20 protein-coding genes are annotated in these 26,240 nt (G+C 64.7%); 10 read left to right on the top strand and 10 right to left on the bottom strand.

From position 1 onward, the window contains the following. Positions 1-20 precede the first annotated feature (20 nt). The gene (locus tag NTH_RS12395) at positions 21-2,117 is read right to left on the bottom strand and encodes a long-chain-fatty-acid--CoA ligase (protein WP_338530301.1); all 2,097 of its coding nucleotides are present in this window, start codon (positions 2,115-2,117) and stop codon (positions 21-23) included. A gap of 215 nt (positions 2,118-2,332) precedes the next feature. Further along, positions 2,333-2,887 carry a DUF924 family protein gene (locus NTH_RS12390; protein ID WP_338530300.1) on the bottom strand — a complete coding sequence of 185 codons (555 nt, stop codon included), beginning with the start codon at positions 2,885-2,887 and terminating at the stop codon, positions 2,333-2,335. Between the two features lie 236 nt (positions 2,888-3,123). Here NTH_RS12390 and NTH_RS12385 point away from each other — a divergent pair, with 236 nt between their 5' ends. Genes NTH_RS12385 through NTH_RS12365 form a run of 5 tightly spaced genes read left to right on the top strand, consistent with a single transcriptional unit; the run spans position 3,124 to position 8,391 of the window. Next, on the top strand, positions 3,124-4,716 hold the full coding sequence (locus NTH_RS12385) for an ABC transporter substrate-binding protein (protein ID WP_338530299.1): 1,593 nt from the start codon (positions 3,124-3,126) through the stop codon (positions 4,714-4,716). Between the two features lie 60 nt (positions 4,717-4,776). Continuing rightward, positions 4,777-5,781: an ABC transporter permease subunit gene (locus NTH_RS12380; RefSeq protein ID WP_338530298.1), complete on the top strand. Its 1,005-nt coding sequence runs from the start codon at positions 4,777-4,779 to the stop codon at positions 5,779-5,781. Between the two features lie 2 nt (positions 5,782-5,783). Next, positions 5,784-6,710: an ABC transporter permease subunit gene (locus NTH_RS12375; RefSeq protein ID WP_338530297.1), complete on the top strand. Its 927-nt coding sequence runs from the start codon at positions 5,784-5,786 to the stop codon at positions 6,708-6,710. 2 nt (positions 6,711-6,712) lie between these two features. Continuing rightward, positions 6,713-7,567 carry an ABC transporter ATP-binding protein gene (locus NTH_RS12370; protein WP_338530296.1) on the top strand — a complete coding sequence of 285 codons (855 nt, stop codon included), beginning with the start codon at positions 6,713-6,715 and terminating at the stop codon, positions 7,565-7,567. Continuing rightward, complete coding sequence (locus tag NTH_RS12365; protein ID WP_338530295.1) at positions 7,564-8,391, top strand: ABC transporter ATP-binding protein; 828 nt, start codon at positions 7,564-7,566, stop codon at positions 8,389-8,391. Before NTH_RS12370 ends, NTH_RS12365 begins: the two co-directional genes overlap by 4 nt. 20 nt (positions 8,392-8,411) lie before the next feature. Here the strand turns inward: NTH_RS12365 and pgi are convergent, their stop codons facing one another. Continuing rightward, on the bottom strand, positions 8,412-10,046 hold the full coding sequence (gene pgi, locus NTH_RS12360) for a glucose-6-phosphate isomerase (RefSeq protein WP_338530294.1): 1,635 nt from the start codon (positions 10,044-10,046) through the stop codon (positions 8,412-8,414). A 171-nt stretch (positions 10,047-10,217) separates the two neighbouring features. Between pgi and NTH_RS12355 the strand changes: the two genes are divergently transcribed. Beyond that, positions 10,218-11,711, top strand: a complete 1,494-nt coding sequence (locus NTH_RS12355; RefSeq protein ID WP_338530293.1) for a PLP-dependent aminotransferase family protein — start codon at positions 10,218-10,220, stop codon at positions 11,709-11,711. A 223-nt stretch (positions 11,712-11,934) separates the two neighbouring features. Next, positions 11,935-12,405, top strand: coding sequence for a CoxG family protein (locus NTH_RS12350; RefSeq protein WP_338530292.1), 471 nt, complete (start codon positions 11,935-11,937; stop codon positions 12,403-12,405). Between the two features lie 24 nt (positions 12,406-12,429). Here NTH_RS12350 and NTH_RS12345 read toward each other — a convergent pair whose 3' ends face one another. From NTH_RS12345 to NTH_RS12325, 5 genes are all read right to left on the bottom strand, one after another. Further along, positions 12,430-12,801 (bottom strand): glycoside hydrolase, encoded by a 372-nt coding sequence (locus NTH_RS12345; RefSeq protein ID WP_338530291.1) that lies wholly within the window; start codon positions 12,799-12,801, stop codon positions 12,430-12,432. A 24-nt stretch (positions 12,802-12,825) separates the two neighbouring features. After that, entirely contained in the window at positions 12,826-13,635 is an 810-nt protein-coding gene (gene paaG, locus NTH_RS12340; protein WP_338530290.1) for a 2-(1,2-epoxy-1,2-dihydrophenyl)acetyl-CoA isomerase PaaG, read from the bottom strand. Between the two features lie 75 nt (positions 13,636-13,710). Next, the gene (locus NTH_RS12335) at positions 13,711-14,862 is read right to left on the bottom strand and encodes an Mrp/NBP35 family ATP-binding protein (protein WP_338530289.1); all 1,152 of its coding nucleotides are present in this window, start codon (positions 14,860-14,862) and stop codon (positions 13,711-13,713) included. A gap of 85 nt (positions 14,863-14,947) precedes the next feature. Next, positions 14,948-17,158: a S8 family peptidase gene (locus tag NTH_RS12330; protein WP_338530288.1), complete on the bottom strand. Its 2,211-nt coding sequence runs from the start codon at positions 17,156-17,158 to the stop codon at positions 14,948-14,950. Between the two features lie 300 nt (positions 17,159-17,458). Next, positions 17,459-18,160, bottom strand: coding sequence for an HAD family hydrolase (locus NTH_RS12325; RefSeq protein WP_338530287.1), 702 nt, complete (start codon positions 18,158-18,160; stop codon positions 17,459-17,461). Positions 18,161-18,313: 153 nt separating this feature from the next. Here NTH_RS12325 and NTH_RS12320 point away from each other — a divergent pair, with 153 nt between their 5' ends. Beyond that, on the top strand, positions 18,314-19,264 hold the full coding sequence (locus NTH_RS12320) for a 2-hydroxyacid dehydrogenase (RefSeq protein WP_338530286.1): 951 nt from the start codon (positions 18,314-18,316) through the stop codon (positions 19,262-19,264). A 948-nt stretch (positions 19,265-20,212) separates the two neighbouring features. Here NTH_RS12320 and NTH_RS12315 read toward each other — a convergent pair. Further along, positions 20,213-20,872, bottom strand: a complete 660-nt coding sequence (locus NTH_RS12315; RefSeq protein WP_338530285.1) for a hypothetical protein — start codon at positions 20,870-20,872, stop codon at positions 20,213-20,215. 166 nt (positions 20,873-21,038) lie between these two features. After that, on the bottom strand, positions 21,039-23,543 hold the full coding sequence (locus NTH_RS12310; protein ID WP_338530284.1) for a hybrid sensor histidine kinase/response regulator: 2,505 nt from the start codon (positions 23,541-23,543) through the stop codon (positions 21,039-21,041). Positions 23,544-23,771: 228 nt separating this feature from the next. Between NTH_RS12310 and NTH_RS12305 the strand changes: the two genes are divergently transcribed. After that, positions 23,772-25,136, top strand: coding sequence for a cytochrome ubiquinol oxidase subunit I (locus NTH_RS12305; protein ID WP_338530283.1), 1,365 nt, complete (start codon positions 23,772-23,774; stop codon positions 25,134-25,136). Positions 25,137-25,203: 67 nt separating this feature from the next. Further along, a complete protein-coding gene (locus tag NTH_RS12300) occupies positions 25,204-26,208 on the top strand; it encodes a cytochrome d ubiquinol oxidase subunit II (RefSeq protein WP_338530282.1) in 1,005 nt (334 codons plus the stop codon). The last annotated feature ends 32 nt before the right edge of the window (positions 26,209-26,240 follow it).

Genomic DNA, 26,240 nt, shown 5'->3' with positions numbered 1-26,240 from the left:
GTCATCGACGAACCGACAGCTCACCGCAGCTCACGCCGCAAAATCTTTCCCACATTCGACTTCGGCAGCTCGTCGCGGAACTCGACATGCTTTGGCCGCTTATAGCCGGTGAGCTTGTCGCGGCAGAAGTCGATGACTTCCTTCTCGCTCAGCTTGTCGTCCTTGCGCACGACGAAGACTTTCGGCACTTCCCCCGAATGTTCGTCGGGCACGCCGACCGCAGCCACTTCGAGGACCCCCGGATGCTGGGAGATGACGTCCTCGATCTCGGTCGGATAGACGTTGAAGCCGGAAACCAGGATCATGTCCTTCTTGCGGTCAACGATCTTCACATAGCCGTTCTCGTCCATCACGCCCATGTCGCCGGATCTGAAGAAGCCATCCTTGGACATGGCCTTTTCGGTTTCCTTGGGCAAGTTCCAGTAGCCGGCCATGACCTGCGGACCGCGAATGCAGATTTCACCGACCTCCCCCTGCTTCACATCCTTGCCGTTCTCGTCGCGGATCGCGATGTCGGTGGAAGGAAGAGGCAGGCCGATGGTGCCGGTGAATTCCTCATTGTCGAAGCGGTTGGCCGTCGCCACCGGCGACGTCTCCGACAGCCCGTAGCCCTCGGCGATCATGCAGCCGGTCAGCTTCTTCCAGCGCTCGGCCACCGCGCGCTGCACGGCCATGCCGCCGCCGAAGGTCAGCTTCAGTTTGCTGAAATCGAGCTTCTGGAAATCCTCGTTGTTGAGCAGCGCGTTGAAGAGCGTGTTCAAGCCCGGGAAGACATTGAATTCGTAATTCTTCAACTCCTTCACGAAGCCCGGTATGTCGCGCGGGTTCGGTATCAGCACATTCTGCGCGCCGAGCTTGACGCCCATCAGCGCGTTCACCGTCAGCGCGTAGATGTGATAGAGCGGCAGGGCGCAGATATAGATGGAGCGTTCCGGGCGCGGCTTCTTGATATAGGCGGTCTCCAACCACAATTCGTTCTGCATGACATTGGCCATGACGTTGCGGTGCAGCAGCGTCGCGCCTTTCGATACGCCGGTCGTCCCGCCGGTATACTGGAGGAAGGCAACGTCATCGAGCTCGTTGTCGGCCGGCTTGAAGGTGGCGGCGGCGCCCTTCTTCATCGCCGTCTTGAACGGCACGTGATCAGGCAGCGACCAGGCAGGCACAAGCTTCTTCACCCTGCGCACGACGAAATTCACGATATGGCCCTTGAGCCCCATCATGTCGCCCATCGTGGCCACGACGACATGTTTGACGGGTGTCTTATCGATGGCCGTCTGCAGCGTCTTGGCGAAATTCTCCAGGATGATGATGGCTTCGGCGCCGGAATCCTTGAGCTGGTGCTCCAGCTCGCGCGGCGTATAAAGCGGATTCACGTTCACCACCACGTAGCCGGCCCGCAGGATGGCCATCATGACCACCGGGTATTGCAGGACATTGGGCATCATGATCGCAACGCGGGCGCCCTTCTTCAGGCCCAGCGACTGGAGATAGGCGCCGAAATCTATGGAAGCCTTCTCCAGCTCGGAAAAGCTGAGCGTTTTGCCCATGCAGGTGAAGGCCGGGCGGTCTGCATATTTGCGGCACGATTCCACCATCATCGAGCCGAGCGACTTGTGCTCGAAGGGGCCGATTTCGGCGGGAACCACGGAAGGATAGCTCTTCAGCCAGATACGCTTTTCGGCAGCGCCAGCCTTGCCCGCCGCAGCGCGCTTGGCGGTGGCCGGCTTTTTCGCCGCGGCGCCAGAGCCCGCCTTGCCGGCGGCTTTGCCGGCAGCCGGCTTTGCCGCTGTCTTGCCTGCCGCAGATTTCGCCGCCGGCTTGGCGGCGGCCGCTGTTGTCTTGCTCCCAGTAGCGGCAGATTTCGCCGCCGGCTTGCTGGCGGCCGGCTTCGCCGCCGCTTTGCCCGCAGCCGCTTTGCCCGCAGCGGGCTTGGCCGTCGTCTTGCTTGCCGCAGGCTTCGCCGTGGTCTTGCTACCAGCTGGTTTGGCGGACTTCGCCGCTGCCTTTGGCTTGGTTTCCGCCGCGCCGGCGCGGGTGGTGCCCGTCTTGGAGGCGCCGCTCGCCCTAGTGTTGCGCTTTGCGCCTTTTTCAGCCGTGCCGCTTGAGTTCGCCAAATCTTCCTCCCTGAATGCCTGGCAGTCTAACGTTCACGTTTACGTCAATTTTCTGGGCCGCGCTACATCCTATCTTTGCCAAGGGTGCGCAGGCCGTCGTACCGCAACTTTCACGGCAGTGTATTTCCAGCCCATGCCCTCTAGCAAGGGCAATCGGTGGAAGCGGCGACCGGCAGGATTGGGCGCCAGCATCGCCTTCCGGTGCCGAGGAGCAGCTATTGTCCAAAGCCGACATGGCCCTCGAGAAAGGCGATCTCCTCCCGCGTGCTTTCGCGCCCCAGCGCCCGGTTGCGATGCGGGAAACGGCCGAACTTCTCGATGATGTCGCGGTGCTCGACCGCGTATTTGATGGCCTCCTCGTCGCCGAGGCTCTTGAAGAGCATCACGGAATGTTCCTGATCGGCCGAAATCTCCGAGTGCTGGAACGGCATGTAGAGAAACTGTCTTTCCTCCGGCGTCATGTCGTCGTCAAATTTCTTGTCGACCGCGTTGCGGGCTATGCGCAGGGCCATGTCGTCGGCGGCAAAAGCCCTGGCGCTGCGCCGATGAATGTTCCGGGAGAATTGATCGAGCACGATCACAGCGGCAAGCGCGGTGCGCGGCTCCTCCATCACCTCGGGCGGCACCTGGCCGCCCGCCAGCCGCTCGTGCAGCGCACCGAAGCGCGTGCGTATAGTGTCGTCCAGCGCATCGCTGCCTTCGAACCAGTCCTTCGGCTCCAGTTCCTCAAACCAGAAGGCCAGAACCTCGTCGACCCAGCTATCGTCCATTTCTTCCTCCTGTCCCTAAACATTTTTCAGGCCGGACGGAACCGCCCGAACCCCGCATGAACGCGGCAAAACGCGTGCCCTTGGCTCCCGGCGCGGCGAAACAATATTCGCCCAGAGTGAAATTTTATTGCTCCAATTCCATCAAGGGGAGTTCCCTCTCCAAGAGAACTTTGCTTATATGAGGGTTCAACGGGCCTTTGGGAACGGCCCGACGCAGAACCAGGGAGATAAATCCTATGAAAAGCAAAATGTTTGCGGCAGCGTTGCTGTCCGCCACGATCTTGAGTGGCGCGGCAAGCGCAAAGACGCTGGTTTATTGTTCGGAGGGAAGCCCCGAAGGATTCGACCCGGCGCTCTATACCGCCGGCACCACCTTCGACGCCTCGTCGAAGCCGATCTACAACCGGCTCGTCCAGTTCGAGCCGGGCACGACCAACACGGTTCCCGGCCTTGCCGAGAGCTGGGAGATTTCCGACGACGGCCTGGAGATCACGTTCAAGCTGCGCGAAGGCGTCAAGTTCCATACCACCGATTTCTTCACACCGACCCGTGATTTCAACGCCGACGACGTGCTGTTCTCCTTCGAGCGGCAGCTCAATCAGGACCACGCCTATCACGCGTATGTCGAGGGTGCGAGCTGGGAGTATTTCAACGGCATGTCCATGCCGGACCTGATCAAGTCCATCGAGAAGGTGGACGACTACACGGTCAAGTTCGTGCTGAACCGCCCGGAAGCCCCGTTCATCGCCAATCTGGCCATGGATTTCGCTTCGATCTTCTCCCAGGAGTATGCTGATCAGCTGGCCGAGAACGCAAATCAGTCGGATCTCAACCAGAAGCCGATCGGCACCGGTCCTTTCCAGTTCGTGGCCTATCAGCCCGACGCGGTGATCCGTTATAAGGCCCATCCCGACTACTGGGCCGGCAAGCAGCCGATCGACGACTTGGTGTTCGCCATCACGACGGAAGCCTCCGTGCGCCAGCAGAAGCTGCTCGCCGGCGAATGCCATATCATGCCCTATCCGAATCCGGCCGATATCGAGAGCCTGAAGGCGAACGACGAGATCAAGGTAGAGGAGCAGGAAGGCCTGAATGTCGGCTATCTCGCCTACAACACGCAGCAGGCGCCCTTCGACCAGACGGAAGTGCGCAAGGCGCTGAACATGGCGATCAACAAGGAAGCCATTCTCGACGCCGTGTTCCAGGGCGCGGGACAGGCGGCCAAGAACCCGATCCCGCCGACCATGTGGTCGTATAATGACGAGATCGAGGACGATCCGTACGATCCGGAAGCGGCCAGGGCGATGCTCGAGGAAGCCGGCGTCACCGACCTTTCCATGAAGGTCTGGGCAATGCCCGTGCAGCGTCCGTATAACCCGAACGCGCGCCGCATGGCCGAGCTCATCCAGGAAGACTTCTCCAAGGTCGGTGTCGATGTCGAGATCGTCTCCTATGAGTGGGGCGAGTATCTGGAGCGCTCCAAGGCAGTGGACCGTGACGGCGCGGTGCTCTTGGGCTGGACCGGCGACAATGGCGACCCTGACAACTTCCTCGCCGTGCTGCTCGGCTGCGACGCCGTGGGTGGCGCCAACCGCGCGCAGTGGTGCAACGAGGAGTTCGATGCGCTGATCCAGGAGGCCAAGACGCTTTCCACGCAGGAAGAGCGCGCGGAGCTCTACAGAGAGGCTCAGGTCGTGTTCAAGCGCGAGGCGCCGTGGGCGACCATCGCACACTCCGTCGTGCATATGCCCATGCGCAAGGAAGTCACCGGCTACAAGATGGACCCGCTCGGCGGTCACGCCTTCGAAGGCGTCGACATCGCCGAATAGGCGCGTCCGACCAGTATAGGAACCGGCGGCAGCGAGAGCTGTCGCCGGTGATTGCGTTTCATGCTCCGCTTCTTTCTGTCGCGGCTGGCGCTGCTGATCCCGACCTTCATCGGGGTCTCCATCGTCGCCTTCTCGTTCATTCGCCTCTTGCCGGGCGATCCCATCATGCTGCTTGCCGGCGAGCGCGGCATGACCGAAGAGCGCTACCAGCAATTGCGGGCGCTCTACGGTTTCGACCAGCCGCTGGTCATGCAGTATTTCACCTATCTGACAGACCTGCTGCAGGGCGATTTCGGCACGTCGATCGTTACCAAGCGCCCGGTCCTCCAGGAGTTCCTGACGCTTTTCCCGGCAACGCTGGAACTATCGTTCTGCGCCATCATGCTGGCGATCGTCATCGGGGTTCCCGTCGGCATCATCGCCGCCGTCCGCCGTGGCTCGTGGCTCGATCAATCGGTCATGGGGACGGCGCTCGTCGGCTATTCCATGCCGATCTTCTGGTGGGGCCTGCTGCTGATCATCCTGTTCTCCGGCATTTTGCAGTGGACGCCGGTCTCCGGGCGCATCTCGCTGCTCTATTACTTCCAGCCGGTCACAGGCTTCATGCTCATAGACAGCCTGCTTTCGGGCCAGGAAGGGGCCTTCAAGTCGGCCGTTTCACACCTTGTCCTGCCCACCGTGGTGCTCGCCACCATTCCGCTCGCCGTCATTGCGCGCCAGACGCGCTCGGCGATGCTGGAAGTTTTAGGTGAGGACTATGTGCGCACCGCGCGTTCGAAAGGACTGCCGCCGCTCCGGGTGGTGGGGCTGCATGCTCTGCGCAACGCACTGATTCCGGTGGTCACGACAATCGGCCTTCAGGTCGGCGTCCTCTTGGCTGGGGCGATCCTCACCGAGACGATCTTCTCCTGGCCGGGCATCGGCAAGTGGATGGTCGACAGCGTCTTCAAGCGCGACTACGCCGTGGTGCAGGGCGGGCTCTTGCTGATCGCCGCCATCATCATGATCGTGAACTTGATCGTGGACGTGCTCTACGGTCTGATCAATCCAAGAATCAGGCACTAGCCATGAACACCAAAGATCCGAACGCCGCCATCGGCCTGGAAGGCGGCACGGTCATCGCCGTTACAAGGCGGGCCAGGCTTGCGGAGTTCTGGTATTATTTCAGCCAGAACCGCGGCGCCGTCATCGGGCTCTACATATTCGCAGCGATCGTTGTCATCGCGGTGCTCGCGCCGCTCATCGCGCCACACAGTCCCAGCATGCAGAACCGCGGCGCCTTTCTGCTGCCGCCGGCCTGGCAAGAGGGCGGCAGCTGGTCGTTCGTTCTGGGCACCGATGCGGTGGGCCGCGATCTGCTTTCACGCCTCATCTATGGCGCACGCTTCTCGCTGTTCATCGGCGTCGTCGTCGTATCGGTGGCCGTCTCTGTCGGCATCATCGTCGGCTTGGTGGCGGGCTATTTCCGCGGCGCCGTCGATACGGTGATCATGCGCATGATGGACATCATCCTGGCGTTTCCGTCACTGCTTTTGGCGCTGGTGCTCGTCGCCATTCTCGGACCGGGCCTCGTCAACGCGATGATCGCCATCGCGCTGGTCCAGCAACCGCATTACGTGCGGCTGACGCGCGCTGCCGTGATGTCCGAAAAGGGCCGGGAATACGTCACCGCCGCACGGGTGGCGGGCGCGAGCAATCTCCGGCTGATGTTCAAGACCATCCTGCCCAATTGCACCGCACCGCTCATCGTCCAGGCCGCCCTCTCCTTCTCGACCGCTATCCTGGATGCGGCGGCGCTCGGCTTCCTCGGCATGGGTGCGCAGCCGCCGACACCGGAATGGGGCACAATGCTGGCCGAGGCGCGCGAGTTCATCCTGCGCGCCTGGTGGGTCGTCACCTTCCCGGGTCTTGCCATCCTGATCACCGTGCTGGCCATCAACCTGATGGGCGACGGGCTGCGCGACGCGCTCGATCCCAAATTGAAAAGGTCGTGACCATGGCCCTTTTGGACATCAAGAATCTCACCGTGGAATTCGATACTGCCGGCGGCACGCTGCGCGCCGTCGATCGCGTGTCGCTGTCGGTGAACGAGCGCGAGGTGCTGGCCATCGTCGGCGAATCGGGCTCCGGCAAGTCGGTCTCCATGCTGGCGGTGATGGGGCTGCTGCCGTGGACGGCCAAGGTGACGGCGGATTCGGTTACCTTCCTCGGCCGGGACATTCTCAACCTGCCCCCGGCGGAGCGCAGGCGCATCGTCGGCAAGGACATGGCCATGATCTTTCAGGAGCCGGTAGCCAGCCTCAATCCGTGCTTCACGGTCGGCTTTCAGATCGACGAAACGCTGAAGATGCACACCGATCTCAACAGGCGCCAGCGGCGCGACCGCACGGTGGAACTGTTCGAGGCGGTGGGCCTGCCCAACGCTTCGGACCGGCTGCGCGCCTTCCCGCACCAGATGTCGGGCGGCCAGTGCCAGCGCGTGATGATCGCCATGGCTATCGCCTGCAATCCAAAGCTCCTGATTGCCGACGAGCCGACCACGGCGCTCGACGTGACGATCCAGCGGCAGATCCTCGACCTCCTGGTCTCGATCCAGGCCGAGAAGGGCATGGGCATGATCATGATCACCCACGACATGGGCGTGGTGGCCGAGACAGCCGACCGGGTAGTCGTGCAGTATAAGGGCAGGAAGATGGAGGAGGCCGACGTGCTTTCGCTGTTCGAGAACCCCAAGAGCGCCTACACCAAGGCGTTGCTTGCGGCCCTGCCTGAGAATGCCACTGGCGACCGCCTGCCCACCATGGTCGATTTCTCCCTCGACGATGCCCCCTACACGGGAGCGCGGCCATGAGCGAGATCGTGTTGGAAACCCGCGGAATCACCCGCGACTATCATATCGGCGGCGGCCTGTTCGGCGCCGGCCGCACGATCCACGCGCTCAAGGGCATCGATCTGACGCTGGAGAAGGGCAAGACGCTGGCGATCGTCGGCGAATCGGGCTGCGGCAAGTCCACTTTGGCGCGCATCATCACCATGATCGACGCGCCCACGTCGGGCGAGCTGTTGATTGACGGCGCCAAGGTCGACATAACCAAGAAGCGGCTCGACAGCGACATGCGCCGCAAGGTGCAGATCGTCTTCCAGAACCCTTACGGCTCGCTCAACCCGCGCCAGCGGATCGGCGACGTGCTGATGGAGCCTCTGATCATCAACGAGAACGTGCCGGAGGCCGAGCGGCGCGAACGCGCCATGGCGATGCTGACCAAGGTCGGGCTGCAGCCCGAGCACTTCAACCGATACCCGCACATGTTCTCCGGCGGGCAGCGCCAGCGCATCGCCATCGCCCGTGCCCTCATGCTCAACCCGCGCCTGCTCGTGCTCGACGAGCCCGTCTCCGCGCTCGACCTGTCGGTGCAGGCGCAGGTGCTGAACCTCCTGGCCGACCTGCAGGACGAGTTCGGCCTGACCTTCGTCTTCATCAGTCACGATCTTTCGGTGGTTCGCTACATCGCCGACGAGGTGATGGTGATGTATTACGGCGAGGCGGTGGAATACGGCACGCGGGACGAGGTGTTCCAGAACCCGCAGCACGACTACACGAAGACGCTGTTCGCGGCGACGCCGCGCGCCGATGTCGAGAGCATAAGGAAACGGCTGGCGGCGAAGGCGGCTTGAGCGAGGCGCGCCGCCGGCGTCTACTTCCTCAGACGAGCGACATGCGCCACCAACCCCGCCGTCGACGCATCGCGGCCGGAGGCTTCCTTGTCGCCCTGCACCACCGGCAGTAGCTCCGTCGCCAGTTCCTTGCCGAGCTCGACGCCCCATTGGTCGAAAGCGTTGATGCCGTAGAGAGTGGCTTCCACGAACACGCGGTGCTCGTAGAGCGCGATCAGGCGGCCGAGCGTGAAGGGGTCGAGCTTGTCGTAGACTATGGTGACGCTCGGCCGGTTGCCGGGGAAGACGCGGTGCGGTGCGAGTTCGGCCGCCCTCGCCTCATCCATGCCACGGGCGATAAGCTGCGCCGTCGCCTCCTCCAGCGTGCGCCCCCTCATCAGGGCTTCCGATTGCGCCAGGCAGTTGGCGACAAGGAGGTCGTGATGGTGCTTCAGCGCCGGCTCGTGCCCGTTGGCCGCCAGGATGAACTCCACCGGGATGACGTCGGTGCCCTGATGCAGAAGCTGGAAAAAGGCGTGCTGGCCGTTGGTGCCGGGCTCGCCCCATACCAGCGGGCCAGTGGGCGTCTGCACCGGCGCGCCGTCGAGGGTTACGCGCTTGCCGTTCGATTCCATGTCGAGCTGCTGCAGATAGGCCGGCAGGCGGGCAAGCCGCTGGTCGTAGGGAATGACGGCGCGGGCGGGATAGGCGCAGGCAACGCGGTGCCAATAGCCGATGAGGCCGAGCAGAACCGGCAGGTTCTGGCGCAGCGGCTCGACCCGGAAATGGTTGTCGACCGCCTCCGCCCCCTGCAGGAAACGGCGAAAGTCCTCGGACCCTATGGCGATCATGATCGGCAGACCGATGGCGGACCAGAGCGAATAGCGTCCACCCACCCAGTCCCAGAAGCCGAAGACGCGATCGCTGTCGATGCCGAAGGCGGCGACCTTGTCGAGCGCCGTCGAAACGGCGGCGAAATGGGCGCCGACCGCCTCCGCGCCCAGCGCCTCCTTTACCCACCCCCGCGCCGTCTCGGCATTGGTCATGGTCTCGATTGTGGTGAAGGTCTTCGAGGCGACGATGAAGAGCGTCGTCTCCGGCGCCAGCCCCTTGAGGGTGTCGGCGATATGCGCGCCATCAACATTGGAGACGTAGTGCAGCCGCGGACCATCGTGATAGGGCGCGAGCGCAAGCGTCGCCATCGCCGGGCCAAGGTCCGATCCGCCGATGCCAATATTGACGACATCGGTGAAAGCCTTGCCGGTCGCCCCCTCCAAAGAGCCGCCGCGCACGCCTTCGCTAAATCGCGCCATTGCCGCCAGAACGGCCTCCACGTCCCGCGAAATCTCCTGGCCATCCAGGCGGATCGAAGCGCCGGAGGACGAGCGCAGCGCCGTGTGCAGAACCGCGCGGTCTTCCGTGACATTGATCCGGCGGCCCTCGAACATCGCGTCGCGCCGCTCCTCCAGCCCGGCTGCCGTAGCTAGGTTCTCAAGAAGCAGGAAGGTCTCTTCGGTCACCGCGCATTTGGAATAGTCGAGCAGCATGTCGTCGAAGCGCGCGGAGAACCGCTCGAACCGCGCCGGCTCGTCCCGGAACGCCTCCCGGAGGTCGAAATCCCGGTGTTCCTCGCGATGCCGGCGCAATGCGTCCAGCGCGGTTGTGAATGCGCTCATTTGAAAAAGACCCCATGGTGGCGAAAGACTTCACACTGGTTGCGGCGCAAATTAGGGCTTGGCTCAAGAAAAGAAAAGGCGCGCCGGAAAAGGAGTTTGGCGCAATGGCTTGTGCCAGACTTGCGGTTCAAGTTCCGTGGCGTTAGGCTCCGCGCCGCGAGAGGAAAGCCTATGCCAATACGCAACGATACCGCCCTTTGGGCGGGCCTTTTCAAGATTTCCCCTGATTCGGGCCAGACACTCCAGGCGCAGATTCGCCAGGCGATCGTATCGGCCATTCTTGACCGGCAGATCGCTCCGTCGATGCCGCTGCCGTCCTGCCGCATCCTTGCGGACAAACTGGGCGTGGCGCGCGGGACGGTCGTGCTGGCCTTCCAGCAATTGGTCGACCAGGGGTTTCTGATCGCCAGGGAAAGGCGCGGCCACTTCGTCAATCCGGAGGTCCTGGCGGCCCCGCCCCGCCCGCCCCGCAAGGGCGCGCGCAACACCAACCAGATTGACTGGAAAGCGCGGCGCCAGGTGTTCGCCAGCGAAATGCCGGATGCGCCCAAGAACGAGAACTGGATGCAGTCGTCCTACCCGTTCGTCTACGGCCAGTTCGACCCGACGCTCTTTCCCACCGCCGAATGGCGCGAGTGCAACCGCATGGCGCTGGCGGTCCTGGAGATCCGCAACTGGGCAGCCGACATGGTCGACAAGGACGACCCGCTGCTGATCGAGCAAATCCAGGCCCGGCTCCTGCCACGGCGCGGCATCTTCGCCAATCCCGACGAGATCATCGTCACGCTGGGTGCCCAGCACGCGCTCTACATGCTGTCGACGCTGCTGATGCAGCGCGGAGCGCGCGTGGCGATGGAGAATCCCGGCTATCCGGACGCCCGCTCAATCTTCCGGCTGGCCGGCGCCGAAACACTGCCCGTTCCCGTCGACAGCGACGGCATCGACGTCGACCGCATCCCGCACAACGCCGATTTCGTGTTCACCACGCCGAGCCACCATTGCCCGACCATGATGCCGCTCAGCCGGGCCCGTCGCGAGGCGTTGCTGCAGAAGGCGGAAGCCAATGACTGGGTCGTGATCGAAGACGACTACGACAGCCAGCTCGCCGACGAGACGCCGCAGGAAGCGCTCAAGGGTCTCGATCATACCGGCCGCGTCATCTATGTCGGCTCCATGTCGAAGACACTCGCGCCGGGCCTGCGGCTCGGCTATATCGTCGCCCCCGCCGAGCTCGTGGCCGAGTTGCGGGCGTTGCGCCGCTTCATGCTGCGTCACCCGCCGGCGAACAACCAGCGCGCGGTCGCCCTGTTCCTGTCGCTCGGTCATCACGATGCACTGGTGCGCCGGCTCTCCTCCGCGTTCGAGGAACGCCGTGAGCGGCTTGTCGGAGCGATCCGGGACTATATGCCCGATTGGCAGTCGGCGGATGTGCCGGGCGGCACATCGCTCTGGCTGCGCGGTCCCGCAGGCACCGACACGACCCAGCTTGCCAAGGCGGCGGCGCAGCGCGGGGTGCTGGTCGAGCCCGGCCCGCGCTTCTTCGATGGACCGGAGAGACCGTCTCCTTTCATGCGGCTGGGCATCTCGTCCATCGCCCTGCAGCACATCGAGCCGGGCATCCGCGAGCTGGCGGCGGTCGCGGGAAGGCGGTCTGCGGCGGCTTAGGCGGTGGCCGGAACAAGTGCTGCGGAAAGCGCCGGATTTTCGTCGCCCTGAAAGGCGCGTCATTCGGCGCATACCAGAGTATGTAGCGAATGACGCAACGAAGCGGGCGGCGAAAAAGGCAAGCAAGGCGCAGCGCTTGTTTTTGACCACCGCCTTTGAGCTTATGGACATAAATGGCGGGCTGGTTTAGCCCTTGGAAAGCGCACATGCGGAGGAAACGGCGATGGCAATGCTGATCGAGGGCGAGGAACGGATCGAGGCGCCGGTGCAGACCGTTTGGGAAGGTCTGAACGATCCCGCCGTGTTGAAAGACTGCATCCCCGGCTGTCAGGAGCTCGAAAAGAAATCCGACACCGAGTTCGCGGCGGTCGTCTCGCTCAAGATTGGCCCGATCAAGGCGAAGTTCAACGGCGAGGTCGAGCTGCAGAACCTCAACCCGCCCTATTCCTATACGATATCGGGTGAAGGCAAGGGCGGCGTCGCGGGTTTTGCGAAGGGCGGGGCCGACGTGACCCTGAAGGAGGATGGTCCAAACGCAACCATCCTCTCCTACAAGGCAAAGGCCGATGTCGGCGGCAAGATGGCCCAGCTCGGCAGCCGCCTCATCCAGTCTACGTCGAAGAAGCTCGCCGCCCAGTTTTTCTCCGATTTCAACGCCCGCGTGAGTGGAAGCGCCGAGGCGGCGGCCTCCTGAGAGACGCGCGCCCGGCGGCGCCGGTCAGTCCTCGCGCGACTGGTAGGAGCCGATCAGCCTCCCGTCGCCTAGGGTGATGATCGTGTAGGCGCCGATGGTCCGGGCCTCCACTTCTCTCAGGTCGCCGGAGATGTTTCCGATCAGGCGGGTGCCGTCGGCGAAGACGGCCTCCTGCAGCTTCCGGTCGTCCGGGCGAAATGAAGTCAGTTCCTGTGTGCCGAGCCGCTCGTGCAGCGGCTGGAAGAAGGCCTGCTGTCGGACGATGATCGGCAGCCGTTCCTTCAGCCTTCCCTCGCTCAAATGATAGAGCGGCGGGACGTTGTAGAGGAGCTGTGCGAGCTCCGCCTCGCGACGGACATTGCCGAGCTTGAGAGACAGGCTTCTTGGCCAAATCAAGTTGCTGGAATGCTGCTGGCAGGTCTAACGCTTCTTGAGGCCGGTGAACCTGGGCGGGCGCTTTTCCAGAAATGCGCTGACGCCTTCGCGGTAGTCGTCGGAGCGGCCAGCCTCGCGCTGCAGGTCGCGCTCAAGGTCGAGTTGGGCATCCAGCGTGTTGCCTGACGCTGCCTGGATTGCCTGTTTAATGAGGCCGTAGGCATGGGTTGGCCCGTCGGCCAGTCGCCCGGCGATGGCCAGCGCCTCTTCCATCAGCACGGCATCATCCACCGCCCGCCAGATCAGCCCCCATTCGGCAGCCGTCTCAGCGGAAAGCGCATCCCCGGTTAGCGCCAGCGCCTTGGCGCGGGCCTCGCCGAGGTGGCGGGTGAGGAACCATGTGCCGCCGGAATCTGGCACGAGCCCTATCTTCGAGAATGCCTGGATGAATTTTGCCGACCTGGCGGCAAGCACGATGTCGCAAGCAAGCGCGATGTTCGCTCCAGCCCCGGCAGCAACGCCGTTGACGGCGCAGACAACCGGCTTGGGCAGGGCCCGCAACTGGCGGACGAGCGGGTTGTAGAAAGTCTCCAGCGTGCGGCCGAGGTCGGGCGCTTCGCCCAGCATGGCCGGATCGCGGTCGGACAAGTCTTGGCCCGCGCAAAAGCCACGCCCGGCACCGGTCAAAATAATGGCGCGGCAGGCCTCGTCATCCGCGCACCGGTCAAGTGCGGCGCGCAGTGCGGCATGTTGCACCTCGTTGAAGGAATTGAGCTTGTCGGGCCGGTTGAGCGTGATGATCGCGACATTGCCGCGCTGCTCCACCAGAACTGATTCTTCCACCGCGCTGGCCATGTGATCCTCCCGTGCCGATCAAAACGTTACATGAACGAGATCGAAACTCAATTCAATGTAACGCTTTATCCAGGCTCATTCGAACACGATCGCCGGAGTGGATGCGCTCGCGCCCTCCTCCTCGAGCCGCGCCGCGACCTTTTCGGCAATCGCGCGATAGACCTTCGCCTGCGACCCTTCGGGGTTGGACGCCACGACCGGCGTGCCCGCGTCGGAGGTTTCGCGCACATCCATCGTCAGCGGCACCTCGCCGAGGAAGGGGACGCCAAGGCGCCCGGCCTCGGTCCGCGCACCGCCATGACCGAATATGTCGTATCTCTTGCCGGTATCGGGCGCGAGGAAGTAGCTCATGTTCTCGACGATGCCGAGCAGCGGCACATCGACCCGCCGGAACATGTTCAGGCCCTTGCGCGCGTCGATCAGCGCCAGATCCTGCGGCGTCGACACGATGACCGCGCCGGCAAGCGGCACCTGCTGGGCCATGGTAAGCTGGGCGTCGCCGGTGCCCGGCGGCATGTCGACCACGAGTATATCGAGTTCGCCCCAGGCAACGTCCCGCAGCATCTGGCGCAGTGCCGACATGACCATCGGACCGCGCCAGATCATCGGCGTTTCCTCCTCGACCAGGAAGCCGATGGACATGACCTTGACGCCGAACGCCTCCATCGGCTTCAGCGTCTTGCCATCCATCGTTTCCGGCTTGCCCTTCAGGCCGAGCAGGCGGGGCATTGACGGGCCGTAGATGTCCGCATCGAGAATGCCGACCTTCTTGCCAAGCCCGGCAAGGCCAAGCGCGATATTGACGGCGGTGGTCGACTTGCCGACGCCGCCCTTGCCGCTGGCCACGGCGATGATGGCCTCCACGCCGGGCACGCCTGTCTTGCCCGCCGGCTGCGGTTGGGGCTGGAGCCGTGGCGGCGGCGGCTCTGCGCGCGGCGCGGGCCTGGACGTTTCGGACGAACCCATGCCCCCGCCCTGCCTTTCCGCCGTCAGCGCGACCATGGCGCCACTGACACCGGGGATGGATTTGACCGCCTTTTCCGCGGCCTGCCGCATCGGCTCCAGTTCCCGCGCCCGGTTGGCTGGCACGGTGATGGAGAAAAACACTTTGCCGTCGGCGATGAAGATCTCCGACACGAGCCCGCGCGATACGATGTCGCCTTCGAGGTCCGGGCCCTTGATCGTGGACAGCTTGTCGAGAACGGCCTGGCGGGTGACTTCGGTCATGATTGCTCACTCATTCTGCGCATGCCTGCCAGATAGGCATGTTTTGCGCAATAACCAAGGCGCAGGGCAATTCCGGGAAGCAGTCTCAGAACTGCTTGCGCAGTCCCGCCGACAGCGAGAACACGGGCTCGACCTCATTGGTGGCGGTGAAGTCGGTGTTGAAGCCCAGCAGCAGCTCGAAATCCTGCTCGGTCATATTGCGATAGACGAAGCCCAGCCGGAGTGGAATGTCGGCATCGGCCAGGTCGACGGCGACATTCTCGTAGTGGAGACTGCCGTCGGTGCCCCGGCCGACCGGCACCTGCAAGTCCGCCTTTCCGGCAACCGCCTTTGGGCGCATGCCGGCGTAGAAATCGATCGTGTCGCGGGCCGTGAACAGGCTGCGCCGCCGGGCCGTCACGCCACCGGCGGCATAGGCGAACGAGCCGTAATCGACCAGCATCGCAGCATCGTCGTTGACGAAGGCGGAGCCGAGCTCCGCATAGGCCGAAAGCGTCCACAGGCCATCCACCGGAAGGCTGACCGAAAGGCCGCTTGAGAAATTGCCGGAGGCATCGCCCGACAGGAACGGGCCGGGCGCGTCCCATCCGAAGAAATTGCTCGTGCTGTGGCCGAATGCGAAGGAAAGTTCGGTCGCAAAACCCTGGTGGCGGGTAAGGCGCGCGACGGAGAATCCGGCGTCGGAACCGGCCTCAGATTGGCGGAAACTGCCTGAAAACTGGAGGAAATCGCGCTGTCCCAGCGGAAAAATCTGTGAAAAGGCGCTATTTCCATCCAGATTTGCCAGCGATTGGGAGAAAAAAAGCTTTGGCACGGCGGCATCGTGGAGGATCGAAAGAGCCGGCGCCTGCATTTCCGCAAAGGCGAAACTGGCCGCGACCTGGTCGACATTGCGGGCCAGATGCCGGGGGTCGGTAGCGGCGAAGCCGGGCGCATCGGCGGTCAAGGCGGTGGCGGGCACGTAGAAATCCGTGCCCAGCCGGTCGACCACCATGATCTCGCGGTCGCCCAGCGCCCGTGCGACGGCATTGCCGATCATCGGACCCGATGTGGCGACGCCGCCGTCGAGCGGGCTCATCGTGGCGGTGGCGAGATTGCTGCCGCTGGCGATGGAAAGTCCGCCAACCGGCGAGAGCGCGGCTTCCATGTCGGGCACGCCGTGGCCGAAATCGCTTGAATAGTCGTGGGTGACGCCGGGCGCGAAGGTGGAGGTGCCGGCCCTGGTGCTCTGGAAACCGGCCCAATCGTTGCGCGCCGTCGCCAGCAACCGCACGGTGATCTCGGCCGGCGACAGGTTGGGAAAAGCCTGCGCCAGAAGCGCGACATCGCCCGAAATCTGCGGCGCCGCGAAAGACGTGCCCGTTGCCACGGAATAGGCGGTGTCGCTGCTGGCAGTGGGCTTGTAGACGGAACCGTCGGCGGTGAGGCAGAACGGGGCTGCCGAGCCGCATGGGGCCGACAGGAGGTCGGCTTTCAGGATGTCGCCCGTACTGGAATCGACCGCGAAAAGCGCATTGCTGACGGCGATCCACGCTTCGCGAAGTTCCGGCACGAAAAGCGGCAGGGAGGCCCAGGCGGAGGCATCGCCGAGGCTCGAATTGTTGGAATTGGCGAAGACGATCACGCCGGACTGCTGGAAGCGGTCATAGGCGGCAAAGAGGTTCTGCCACTCGGCCGCCGTTCCGCCTAGGCGGCCGGTGATATGCTGGGCATACTGCGCCGAGCTCGTACCGGAATAATCCGTGAGTTCCTGGGAGGCAGCCTTCTCCGTCGCCCAGCCCCATGAATTGTTCTGCGCCACCGCGCCGGAAAGGCGGGCGTCGTCTGTGGTGGCGGCGAGGAAGGTCAACACGTTCTGGCCGGGCCCGCTGTGGTCTTCCCACGAGGACAAATGCAGGTCGGCCTCGGGCGCGACGCCCATCATGCCCGTGCCGTTTGCCAGACCGGCGGCTATGGCCGCGACGGCGGTGCCGTGATCGTCGACGCCCATGGCGGTGCCGGGATAGGTCTTGATGGACTTGCCGGCCAGTTCCTGATGCGTGAGGAGGAAGCCGTTATCGACGACGGCGATCAGCTGACCCTTGCCGCGAACCCTGTCGCCATTGGGGAGCGTGGCGGTGTGGGCGATGTGGATGTTCTGCAGAAGATAGTTGTGGGCGCTCGCGCAGTTGGCGTTGGCGACGCCGCTGCACAAGGGAGGCACGCCGAGGGTCGAACGCAGCGAGGCTTCAGCCGCTGCCGAAGGATCGACCGCCTGGAACTCCGCCGTGCCGGCGTGAACCGTTGCAGCGGCCATGTGGAAGGTCGGATAGTCCGATGAGGGCGGCGGGCTGGATGCCGGCGGCGGGCTGGACGCGGGCGGCGGACTGGATGCCGGCGGAGAGGCGGAGCTTGTGCTGTCGGAACCGCCGCCGCAGCCGGCAACGGACAGGCATGCCGCCGCGACGGCAGCCAGGTGCGCAGATTTTCGGTTGATCATTCCCTGCCGCTTCTCCCGTGGCTCCGGCCGGCCCCGAATCCAGCCAAAGCACGGGAGACACTATAGGCAAATCAGCGGCCGGCGCCAGCAAGCGCAGGTAGAGCCGCAGCAACCCGCTCAATCCCGCGCGATGCGCTCGACCAGCGGCGGCAGGTGGCCCAGATGGCCGATCTCATGGAAGCGCGCCGCGCCGCCGGGCCTTTCGGCGTGCTCTACCGCCCAGGTCAGTTCGTGCGGCACGAAGACACCCCAGCTTCCGGCGTCGAGCGCCGGCAGCACATCGGATTTGAGGGAATTGCCGACCATCATGGCGCGCTCGGGGCCATCGCCGTGGCGGGCGAATATGGCGCGGTAGGTCTCGGGATTCTTGTCGCTGACGATCTCGACGCCGTCGAAATGATCGCCGAGGCCGGACTGGGCGAGCTTCCTTTCCTGGTCGAACAGGTCGCCCTTGGTGATCAGCACCAGCCGGTAGTCGGTGGCCAGCCGCTCCAGCGTGTCGCTGACATGGGGCAGCGTCTCGATGGGGTGGACCAGCATTTCGCGGCCCGCCTCCATGATATCGGCGATGGTCTTGGCCGGCACCCTGCCCTCGGTGACCTCCAGCGCGGTTTCGATCATCGACAGGATGAAGCCCTTGATGCCGAAGCCGTAGAGCTTGAGATTGCGCTTTTCGGCCTCGAGCAGCCGGGCGGAAAGGTTTTCCGGATCGGCGTGGCCGGCGAGCAGCGCGGCGAAGCGCTGCTCGGTCATCCGGTAGAACTGCTCGTTCTGCCAGAGCGTGTCGTCTGCGTCGAAGCCGATCGTCGTCAGCCGCATGCGCGCCTCCCCTGAAACGGCGAAGCTGTAGCGCAAGGCGGGCCCTGGCTCAATCGGCCACTCGCCGCCGGACCTTGAAGCCAAAGCGGCGGCGTAATAGCGATAAAGGCAGCACGGCCGGGCGCGGCGCGCGCAGCGAGGAAGGAAAGAGCCATGAACAAAGCCGGCAAGGGCCGCATTCTTCTGTCCGTGACCGGGTTCAACCCGCAGCGCTGGTACGAGCCTCTGTCGAAGGAGCGCGAGGTGGTGCTGGAGCCGGACGGCGCGGAGGATCCCTCCATCGACTATGCGGTGGTCTGGAAGCAGCGGCCGGGCGTCCTTGCCCATCTGCCCAATCTGAAGGCGATCTTTTCCATCGGCGCGGGCGTCGACCACATCTTCGCCGACGACCAGGTGCCGGACGTGCCGGTGGTGCGGGTGGTGGCCGACAACCTGACCCAATATATGTGCGAATATGTGAGCTGGCGCGTGCTCGACCATCAGCGGCAGGGCATGCTCTACCGCCGCCAGCAGGCCGGCAAAGTGTGGCATGAGCGCCCGCAGCCGCCGGCCGACGCAGTGAATGTGGGCATCATGGGCTTCGGCCAGCTGGGCCGCGCGGCGGCCAAGGCGCTGCTGGCGCTGGGCTTCAAGGTGAATGGCTGGAGCCGCACGGAGCACGCGATGAAGGGGGTCAGCACCTTTCACGGCGAGGGCGGGCTGACGCCTTTCCTGAACGCCACCGACATATTGGTCGTTCTCCTGCCGCTGACGCCGGCGACGGCCGGCATTGTCGATTTCGGCCTGATCTCGCGGCTGCGGCAGGACGGGCCGCTGGGCGGGCCGTGCCTGATCAATGCCGGGCGCGGCAAGCTGCAGCGGGAGGCCGACATCCTGCGGGCGCTTGACGAGGGCAAGTTGAAGGAGGCGAGCCTCGACGTGTTCGAGGCCGAACCGCTTTCGCCCGAAAGCCCGCTGTGGACCCACGACCGGGTGTTCGTGACCCCGCACGCGGCCGCCACCTCCGACCCCGCCCACCTTGCCCGGCCCATGCTGGCGCAGATGGAGGCCTTCGAGCGGGGCGAGCCGTTGACGAATGTGGTGGACCGGGCGGCGGGGTATTGAGGGGTCCTTCACTTTCGCTCCACCGCCGGAGGGGTTGCGGCACGTCCATTCACGTCGTCCCGGAAGCCGCAGCCTATCGGCGACCCCTTGGCTGACAATCGGAAAAGCATGGCTAGTCCTCCTCTGATCGATCCTCGGTAGCGACGGCACCTTCCGTGCCGCCCGGCCGCGCCTCTTTATAGGCCCGGCTCTCCCGCCGGCCGGGTGACGGAAAGGACGGCCAAGCGTCATCGCCGCCACGCCCGCTTTCGCGTCTGGCCATTGATCCCTTCGACAGGGTGGGAAGCGGGGCGCGTTGTCCGTGCCTCTCTGTGTAGTTTATGTGGCGCGATCAACGCGCCCCGCCGGCCGCTGTCCTGCATGACCGGTCAAGGAAGGTTCCCATTGCCCTTTTGGGGCGCCCAGGCTCGTCACTGAGACGCCTGGACCGAACCTCCCGCGGCTTCTCCGCGCCCTGCGTCCTTCGACACGCTCAGGACACAGGACTCCGGCCTGCTGCAGGCCCTCACATGCCTCCGGTACCGACCCGGAGGGGGAGGCTGCCGCCGCCCTCCCTGATCCCCGGTCCGGACCCGGTTCCCGCAAGGGCGATGGGGAGCATGATAAGGCAGGCCGGGCGGGTGGGGATAAGAAAATGACGGGCGGGCGTGTGGAGGGATGGGAAAGGCAGTGGAAACAATGGGTTGGCCGGCCGGAAAAGGCGTTGGAGGCGCGGATTTATCCACGCCATCGAAGGCGCAGGGAAGAAAGGACCTCATATTTGGTGCAACCGCGCCAAGCGCCCTCGTCGTTCGACAGGCTCACCATGAGGGCTACTGGGAGGGCGCTTGGCGCTGCCTTTCAATCGCTCATCTTCAGGCCGGGTCGGACGCTTCCTGCGAGACATCCACCTTGCCGGGCCTGCGCTTGCGGGTCACTCCACCGCCCCAAGCGCCGAAGCCTGGCGCCCTACGCTTCCGCCTTGCCTTTCGCCAGGGCATCCAGATCGCCGGCGAGATCGGCGCGGACGAGGGCGGTGAGGAGGGTGGGGAATTCGTTTCTGGAGACGTGGCGGGAGAGCGTCTGGGCGTCGGCGCCGAGGCCGAGCTGTTTGCCGGCCTTGAGCGCTTTGTTGTCGGCGAAGGGGTGGAATTCGTCCCACGCGCCTTGCGCCTCGCGCAGGAAGATGGCGGCGCCGGTGGGGCCGATGCCCTTGAAGGCGGTCAGCAGCTTCTGCGCCTTCTTCACGTCGCCCCGCGCTTCCTCGCGCAGGCAGCGCAGGTCGCCGCCATAGCGCTCGATCAGCAGGCCGGAAGCGTCCTCCAGCATGCGCGAGGTGCTCTCGTCGTAGCGCGCGTAGCCGTGCTCGTTGAGAACCGTCACGCGCTCGCGCCATGTCGCCGCGTGCATCTTTTCCGGCGTGCGCCAGCCGGCATCGAAGAGCGCTTTGGCGCCCTTCACCGCCTGGCCGGCGCCAATGCGCGCGGAAAAGAGAAGGGAGGCGACCAGCCACTGGAACAGCGGCGACGGCGTGTTCTTTTCCAGCGGGATGCCGAGCTCTTCGCAATAGGTGCGGCCGTGGCGCGCCATCAGCGCCTTCACGATGTCCTTTTGAGCAGGCCTTGCCATGGGAACCTCCGCGCTTTCCCAGTCAACAATCGGGCGGGCGCGAGGTTCCGGCTGGACCGGATTCGCCGGGATTGTGGGTGGGGGTCGCCGGCGAAGCGGGCAACAAGAACCATGACCCTATGCAATTGCCCGCCCTCGAGTGGGAGCGCCCCGCACCCGATCGGGCCTATTCGCCCGCGGACGCACGGCGCTCGTCCGCCAGCCATTCGCGAATCTTGGCTTCCAGCCGCGCCGGCGACACCGGCTTGGTCATGTAGTCGTCCATCCCCGCTTCCAGGCAGCGCTCCCGGTCCCCCTCGAGCGCGTGCGCCGTCAGTCCGATGATGGGCGTGCGCGGCACTCCTTCGGCTTCTTCCGCGCGCCGTATCGCGCGCGTTGCCTCATGCCCGTTCATCTCGGGCATGGAGACGTCCATCAGGATGAGCGCCGGCCGGTGCCGGCGCCAGGCGTCCACGGCCTCGCGTCCGTTCTCGGCCACGGCGAACTGGCGCCCCATGCCGCCCAGGATCTGCTCGAAGACGAGCTGGTTCACCTCATTGTCCTCGGCGACCAGTATTTCAACGTCGCCTGTCTCAGGCCTCGCCGCCACCGCCGGCTCCCTTTCCTGCATCTCCACAAGCTTCGGCCCATGCGGGATCACGGGAGCGGGCCTTTCCGGTTCGGGATGGGGCCGCCGGTCCTTCGGCTGCCTGCCCGGCTCCTGCATTCCGGCCAGCACTTCCTCGATCGTTTCGCGCAGCAGCGCCGAGCGGGTGGGCTTCGTCAGGATGGCCTCCGCCCCGGACGATTTCAGCTCGCGGAGCGCGATCGTATCGTCGACGGAGGTGAGCAGCACGACGCCGATGCGTTCGAGAAGCCCGCGGGCGCGCATTTCGCGCAGCACCTGCGCCCCGCTCATCTGCGGCATCTGATAGTCGAGTACCATCAGGTCGACGCCCGCACCGCCACGTTCGGCCTCCTCGATGAACGCCAGGGCCACCGCGCCGCTTTCCACCGCGCAGCAGTCGAGGTTCCAATTGCGCATCTGCTCGGCGAGTATCTTTCTGTTGATCCCATTGTCGTCGACGATCAGGATCCGCGCGCCCTCCATGTCGGCAGGCACGCGCACCGGCCTCGGGTCGCAGCCCTGGTGGGCGGCAAGGGGCAGCCGGAAGTGGAAATTCGACCCTTCGCCGACCGTGCTGGTGGCGCCGACGCTGCCGCCCATCAGGTCGACCAGGCGCGAGGCGATGGCAAGGCCGAGGCCCGTCCCCTCATGCCGGCGCGTCGAGGACGAGTCCACCTGGCTGAACTTTTCGAAAACGCTGGCCAGCTTTTCCTCCGGAATGCCGATGCCGGTGTCGATCACCTGAAACAGGATCTGGTCGCCGTCGCGCGACACGTCGATCAGCACATGGCCCCTCTCGGTGAATTTGACGGCATTGCCGGCAAGGTTCGTCAGGATCTGCCGGATGCGGCCCATGTCGCCGACCACCCACTCGGGCAGCGACGGGTCGACATGGACGATCAGTTCCAGGTCCTTCTCCGAAGCGCGCGAAGAGACCAGCGTCGCCACATCCTCGACCGTTTCGGCAAGGTTGAAGGGCGCTGCCTCCAGATGCGCATGGCCGGCGTCGATCTTGGAGAAATCCAGGATGTCGTTGATGATGGTCAAAAGCGCGTTGCCGGATTTCAGGATGACGTCGTTGTAGGTCCGCTGGCGCGGATCCAGTTCGGTGCTTGCCATCAGTTCCGACATGCCCAGCACGCCGTTCATGGGCGTGCGTATCTCGTGGCTCATATTGGCCAGGAATTCCGATTTCGCCCGGTCCGCGGACTTGGCGTCCTCCAGCGCCTTCTTGAGCCGGGCAAGCGCGTCGCGGATCGAGTGTTCCATCGGCAGGAAGATGAGGAGCAGGATGCCGGCGGCGAACGCGAGCAGCACGACCGCCACGATGTTGATCGTCAGCTTGACCCGGTTGGCCAGTTCCCGGTTGTATTGGCGAACCGCTGCCGACAGTTGATCGAGCGCCGGCTCGACTACCAGGTGGGTGACGCCGGTGAGGTATTTGCCCGCCTGGGCACGCTCTTCAGCACTCGCCTGCGAGGCCTCGCGGACCTGGTCGTGAAATTCCTTGAGCATGGCCAGAGGCGTTCTGGGGCCGTAGGGCGTAGCCACGGTCAGGCGCTCCTGCATGTCGGCGTCGAGCCGCGGCCATACCGCCTCCATCTTCCCGCTGATCCGTTCGAGCTGCTGCGCGTGTACCGCCAGCGCCTTTTCGGTCCAGCCCGAGTTCACGGTCGCGGGGTCGGCCATCTGAAGCGCGGTGCGGACGGCGACATTGGTCGTTTCGGCCGCTTCGGCGACCAGATCGGCAAAGGAAGTGGCGTTGGAAAAGCGGGCATTGGTGACATGCGAGCCAAGGATGAAGAAGGCTCCGGGTATGATGAGCGCACCCATCACCACGATATAGCGCAGCCGCAGGCCCCGCACCGCCGCCGCGATCATGTCGCCGGCGTCGCGTTCCGCGCCCGCGCCGCGCGTGCCGACATGCATGCGCCAGACCTGCATCACAGCCAGGCAGGCCAGGATCAGAATGCTGGAAAAGAGCGCCACCAGACCCGGCGAGGCGCCGCCATCCTGCGCCACCAGCGCTGACCATCCGGTCGCGGCGCTTTCATAATCACCCATGCTCGTCCCCCAATCGTCCCGGACACGCCCACCTTCCCCAGCGTAAACCGGCTGTCGGAATTTGTGCCCTTGAGGTGAAGTTTCGGTTAAGGAGCCGATGGCGCCGGCGTGCGCCGCCGGCGCCCGGCGCGCGCAAGGCGGCGGGATGACGCAGCGACCGCGCGCCGCTTTGACGCTGGCCGCCCGGCAGCCTACCCTTGCTCGCGACAATCACGAAGGGAGGTCCCGGTGGACCCGCTTTTGCTCTCCCGCGTCCAGTTCGCAGCGAATATCTCGTTTCATATCCTGTTCCCGGCAATCACCATTTCGCTCGGCTGGGTGCTCCTTTATTTCAAGCTCCGCTACAACCGCACCAACGATCACGCCTGGATGCAGGCCTATTTCACCTGGGTGAAGGTCTTTGCCCTTTCCTTCGCGCTGGGCGTGGTGTCGGGCGTGACCATGAGCTTCCAGTTCGGCACCAATTGGCCGGGCTACATGGAGACCGTCGGCAATATCGCCGGCCCGCTCCTGGCCTATGAGGTGCTGACCGCATTCTTTCTGGAAGCGGTGTTCCTCGGCATCATGCTGTTCGGCTTCCGCCGCGTGTCGAACCGTGTGCACACGCTGGCGACGGCGCTCGTCGCCACCGGCACCACCTTTTCGGCCTTCTGGATACTGGCGCTCAATTCGTGGATGCAGACGCCTGCCGGTTTCGAGATGCGCGACGGCGTGGCCCACGCGCTTGATTGGTGGGCGGTCATCTTCAATCCTTCCTTCCCCTACCGCCTCGTCCACATGCTGCTGGCGTCCGGCCTCACGGCGGCGTTCCTGATCGCCGGCCTGTCGGCGCTCCGCTATCTCCTGGGCGACCGTTCCGAATCCATGTGGAAGACGCTGCGCACCGGCGTCGCCCTGGGGGCCATCCTCATCCCCATCCAGATTTTCGTGGGCGACCAGCACGGCCTAAACACGCTCGAGCATCAGCCGGCAAAGATCGCCGCCATGGAGGCCAATTGGGAAACCGGCCCCAACAGGCCGCTCGTTCTTTTCGCCTGGCCCGACGAGGCTGCGCGCGAAAACCGCTTCGAGATCGCGATCCCGGACCTTGCCTCGCTCATTCTCAGGCACAGCGCGGCAGGCGTCGTGCCGGGCCTCAACCAGTTCGAGGGCGAGCACCCGCCCGTCGCGCCGGTCTTCTTCGCCTTCCGCATCATGGTCGGCATCGGCGTGCTGATGCTGGTCGTGTCGTGGACCGCCGCCTGGTACCTGTTCCGCAGAAACCGGCTGCCCCGGCCGGTCGCCTATGCCCTGGTCCCGATGGCCGTGTCGGGCTGGGTAGCGGTCCTTGCCGGCTGGTATACGACCGAGATCGGGCGCCAGCCCTGGCTGGTCCATGGCGTCTTGAAGACCGAGCAGGCGGTCGGGCCGGTCACCGGCGGCCAGGTGGCCTTCACGCTGGCCGGCTACCTGGCGCTCTACGCCGTTCTCCTGATCGTCTATATCGGCGTGCTGATCTATCTGGCGGTGAAGGCCGCGCGGGAAGGCGAACGCCAGCCCGATCCCGTCGTGCAGGACAGGGCCCTCGACCAGCCGATGAGGGCGGGAGAATGACGATGACCGGAAAAGGCATGGATGCGACAGCCGCCACCCCTCTTCCTCAGTGGACCGGAGTAGACCCATGAACATCGACTGGCCGACGCTGGTTCCCCTCATTTTCGCCGGCCTGATGGGCCTGTCGATCCTGCTCTACGTCATCCTCGACGGCTTCGACCTCGGCATCGGCATCCTCTTCGTCGCCGCCGAAAAGGAGGAGAAGGACGTGATGATCGCCGCCATCGGTCCCTTCTGGGACGCCAACGAGACCTGGCTGGTGCTCGCCGTCGGCCTGCTTCTGGTGGCCTTCCCGATCGCCCACGGCACCATTCTCACCGCCCTCTACATTCCCGTCTTCCTGCTGCTTTTCGGCCTCATCCTGCGCGGCGTCGCCTTCGATTTCCGCGCCAAGGTGCCGGCCTACCGCAAGCGCCGCTGGGATTGCATCTTCTTCGCCGGGTCGGCGCTGGCGGCTCTTGCCCAGGGCTACATGCTCGGCATCTACGTGCTCGGCCTGGAGCAGGGCCTGTCCGCCATCCTCTTCGCGCTTCTGGTCGCCGTGTGCCTTGCCGCCGCCTATGCGGCCATGGGCGCCGCCTGGCTGATCTACAAGACCGAAGACGATCTGCAGAAAAAGGCCGTGCGTTGGCTGCGCCGCGCGCTGGTCTTCACCGCCTGCGGCATGGCCGCCGTTTCCGCCGCCACGCCGCTGACCAGCCCGCGCATCTTCGAAAAGTGGTTCTCGCTGCCGGAGATCGTCTGGCTGGCGCCGCTGCCGATCATATCCGCCGGCCTGTTCCTGTGGCTCTGGCGCATGAGCTACCGCCTGCCGGCGCCCGACGATGCCCATTCGCTGAAGCCCTTCGTGGCCCTCGCATTCGTGTTCGCGCTGGGCTTTGCCGGCCTTGCCTATTCCTTCTATCCCTATGTGGTGCCCGACCGCATCACCATCTGGCAGGCTGCGGCGGCGTCGGAGAGCCTCGGCTTCATCCTGGTGGGCACGGTCATCGTGCTGCCGATCATCCTCGGCTACACGATCTATGCCTACCGCGTCTTCGGCGGCAAGGCGACGCATCTTTCCTACGACTGAGCTGTCGGCGGGGCGGCCCGTCGGCCGTCCTT

Origin of the sequence: Nitratireductor thuwali (assembly GCF_036621415.1) — a bacterium.
Classification (GTDB): domain Bacteria; phylum Pseudomonadota; class Alphaproteobacteria; order Rhizobiales; family Rhizobiaceae; genus Chelativorans; species Chelativorans thuwali.
The sequence above is the reverse complement of the archived record's forward strand: the minus strand, read 5'-3'. Positions and strand labels throughout refer to the sequence as shown.